Origin of the sequence: Intestinimonas sp. HCP28S3_D6, assembly GCF_052065695.1 — a bacterium.
Classification (GTDB): Bacteria; Bacillota; Clostridia; order Oscillospirales; family Oscillospiraceae; genus Intestinimonas.
This window is the reverse complement of record NZ_JBQHTM010000103.1, coordinates 1-3,068: the sequence shown is the minus strand read 5'-3', so window position 1 is coordinate 3,068 and position 3,068 is coordinate 1. Positions and strand designations below refer to the sequence as shown.

The following is a 3,068-nucleotide window of genomic DNA, read 5'->3' as shown; positions in this document are numbered from 1 at the left end:
TTAGATTGTTCTTCAAATAAGAATAATATAGTTTCCCTGGCTCCTCAGCCACATCTCAATGCCCTTGCCAAACACCTCAGCCTCCAAAGTCCAGCCCTCCTCGTCTTGCTCCACGATCTTCGACGTAGGCAGACGATCCAGCACGGCCTCAATGGATGGACCAGTATATTTAAACCGGATACGTTCCAGTTTGCCACCGTACATAAACTGCACCCGCTTACGGAACTCCCCCTCCTGAAAGCGATCCTTGTATGGAACTTGGAAGTGCTCATCCAGAACTATGAAAGACTTGATCCGGTCAATTCGATAAATGGTGGGAAACAAATCATCCGGGTTATCAAATGTGCTCTTATCTTCCAGAAATGCTGTCAGGTAGAAGTAGTATTCTGAGAACATGATACCCACCGGCAGCACTCGGCGGCGCACCAGCTTCGGCTCCTTCATGCGCTCGTACTCGATCTCCAGTACCCGGTGATCCTGTACCGCTTGGCCGATCTCCCACAGGCCAGGGAGAATGTGCTGACCATGATGCGGCTCAATATAATGGTGTTTCTCGTTGGCCAGCAGTTCTGCTACCGCACGCTTGCTCTGTTTCGGTACACAGCAGGAGATGAGCTTGTCCAGAATCGGCAGCATCTCATCCCGGCGCATGGAGCGGCTCTCAAGTAAGATCTTACATACCGCAAGGATCTCACTGTTATTGAGCAGCGGCAGAGCAGGCTGCTCCAGCCGGTAACCTCTTTCCTGCTTGTCGTAGACGATATCCTGCCGCAGCCCCTGTTCAGCAAAAAAACAGCGCAGCGATTCCATGTCACGCTGGATGCTTCTCTCCGTGACATGAAATTGCTGCGCTAATTCTTTTTTGGGGAGAACATCGCCGCTGACCAGCCTGGAATAAATCTGCAGCAGACGCTCCGACTTTACCAATGTGCCGTCCATACGATCCTCCATGAATAATCATGTGCTCACAAGCACATATTACTATCTAAAAAATATAATAATATATTTTATAGCTCATGTCAATTTCTGTCGTGATTCGCTACCATAGTTGCATATGGAGGAATCAACTATGAAATCCATCTACACTGAACAATACCGTCAGATCGGGTTAAAGATTGCCTACTACCGAAAGCTCCGGGGACTGACCCAGGAAGAACTGGCGGAGCAGGTCGGTCTTACCCCTGCTTATATCGGCCACCTGGAGGCACCTAACATCTCCAAAGCACTGTCTTTGGACACTTTGTTTGACATTGCTGCCGTACTGGATGTGGCACCGCAAAAATTTCTGACTTTTGAGGACTGATGTCAAGCTCATTATAGCATACGTCATGGACACTGGCTGTCACCCACTTCTCCTTTTTGAGTTTTTTATCAAAAAATGGTCATATTTTTTGGTACAGTACAATATCTGTTTTTAGCTGGATATTCTGCCGCTTTTGTGCTATGGTGTCTTGCTGACAGGAGGCAGGACATATGAACGACACCCTGAAACTATTGTATGATAGATTCTACACACCTTTGCCCATGGAGGAGGCCGAGCAGGAGATCGATGACTGCCACCGACAGCTCATCGAGCGGCTGGAAAAGCCAGAGAGAAAATTAGTATTGCGGATCATTGATACCCAAAATCTAATCGCGGAGGAACGATCCATAGACAGCTTTCTCTGCGGATTCAAATTGGCCTGGGAACTCTCAAATGAACTGAACCACTACAAAAGCAGACATCCGTCTCGGTGCGATAAGACCGAAATGGATGTCTGCTTTGATTGATTGTGCGAAAAACTCTATGTGAGAAGAAAAACCGGCAAAACACGCTACCTGACAGTATCCCTTTCTCTCACGCAATTTAGATCCGCTTTCAATTTCTCCAGGATCAGGTCTTTCTCCTCAAGTGTCCGTGATTTTTTATAGCTCTTCAGCGCCTGATCTTACAATCGCTCCGCGTTACGGATCCAGTTTTCGAACTCCGGCCTGCTCATGGTACCCTTGCGTGTGCGGGCAAAGTACATCTTTTCTACCAGTTCCGGTTGGTAACCTTCCGGCTCCAGTACGGCGTACTGAATGTTCGCCTGAGGAGCATCGATCTGGTTATCCTCCCCTAGGTCACATAGGTCTCGCAGGTTTTGGCATACGTGATGACGCCTGGTTTGAGGCGGATGGGTGGGTGTTCCGCTCGTCGGTATACTTGAGTGTGTGACCATTCTTTGTGTGGTGAGGTGACAAATCGTGCTCTGCCGCGCATGGCACCGCCGCCCCTGGCGGCGGTAAAACGCCTGCCCTGAAGGGCAGGCGTTTCACGCAAGCATAGCGCAAATGTACATTTTGCGCGCTTGCAGGGGAAACCCCTGTCCCCGATGCCGCCTTCGGGCGGAACTTTTCGGCAAGGTTGCCGGAAGGTCGTCTGAGCTTAGATCGGGTTTGGTGAAATCATCAAATCCGATCTCATTTGAATATTTGGCAATTCCGGCGGCAGTTCATTGCGCTGAAAATAGGGTCCGGCAACCTTGCCGGACCCTATTTTCACCTGCATCAGGATGTCGTTTTTTCACTAAACTGTCTACATGATTGGGTACATTATAATCCGTACAAGGGTGTCCATGTTAGCACCCTAGAGGTCAAGAAATCCAGGGCAGGGTGCATCATGAGACCCCCCATTTTTCTTTTTTAATGCGGACACAGACTGTCCGCATTATCTGTTAGGATGGGTGCGAGAACCGGGGATGGACCTGGAGCCGTCTCCCGAGAGGAGGAGCAACATGAACACACAAACACACCGCACCTGTATCCGGATGAGCCAGGAGGAATACGACCTGCTGAAAGAGAAAAGCAGGGCTGCCGGACTGTCCGCCAACGCCTGGCTGATGAGAGAGCTGGAGCGAAACCGCCCTATACTCTACCGGGAGAAAGAGACGAGAGCGGCCATCGCCTTTGCGGATGAGGCTGGCCGGGACATCAACGCCGTGGCCAGGGCATTCAACAGCGGCTGCGGCACCGCCCAGCAGCTGGGCTTTTCCGTCCGCCGCCTGGCCCAGGTGGTGGAGCAATTCCGGCAGGTGCGAAAGCTGGGG

The 3,068-nt window shown here is 50.7% G+C and carries 4 protein-coding genes; 3 read left to right on the top strand and 1 reads right to left on the bottom strand.

Translation table 11 applies throughout. The features are described 5' to 3' along the window. Positions 1 to 12: 12 nt before the first annotated feature. On the bottom strand, positions 13 to 939 hold the full coding sequence (locus ACTNBK_RS16795) for a helix-turn-helix transcriptional regulator (protein ID WP_087334569.1): 927 nt from the start codon (positions 937 to 939) through the stop codon (positions 13 to 15). A 130-nt stretch (positions 940 to 1,069) separates the two neighbouring features. Here ACTNBK_RS16795 and ACTNBK_RS16790 point away from each other — a divergent pair, with 130 nt between their 5' ends. From ACTNBK_RS16790 to ACTNBK_RS16780, 3 genes are all read left to right on the top strand, one after another. Next, positions 1,070 to 1,303 (top strand): helix-turn-helix domain-containing protein, encoded by a 234-nt coding sequence (locus ACTNBK_RS16790; RefSeq protein WP_087334567.1) that lies wholly within the window; start codon positions 1,070 to 1,072, stop codon positions 1,301 to 1,303. A gap of 170 nt (positions 1,304 to 1,473) precedes the next feature. After that, positions 1,474 to 1,770 carry a DUF6809 family protein gene (locus ACTNBK_RS16785; protein ID WP_087334566.1) on the top strand — a complete coding sequence of 99 codons (297 nt, stop codon included), beginning with the start codon at positions 1,474 to 1,476 and terminating at the stop codon, positions 1,768 to 1,770. Between the two features lie 986 nt (positions 1,771 to 2,756). Continuing rightward, a partial coding sequence (locus ACTNBK_RS16780; RefSeq protein ID WP_441147808.1) for a plasmid mobilization protein occupies positions 2,757 to 3,068 on the top strand: 312 nt, incomplete at its 3' end.

Bases quoted from the DNA above. Each gene is read 5' to 3' on its own strand.
- ACTNBK_RS16790 (WP_087334567.1), top strand. From the start codon at position 1,070: ATGAAATCCATCTACACTGAACAATACCGTCAGATCGGGTTAAAGATT.
- ACTNBK_RS16795 (WP_087334569.1), bottom strand. From the start codon at position 939: ATGGACGGCACATTGGTAAAGTCGGAGCGTCTGCTGCAGATTTATTCC.
- ACTNBK_RS16785 (WP_087334566.1), top strand. From the start codon at position 1,474: ATGAACGACACCCTGAAACTATTGTATGATAGATTCTACACACCTTTG.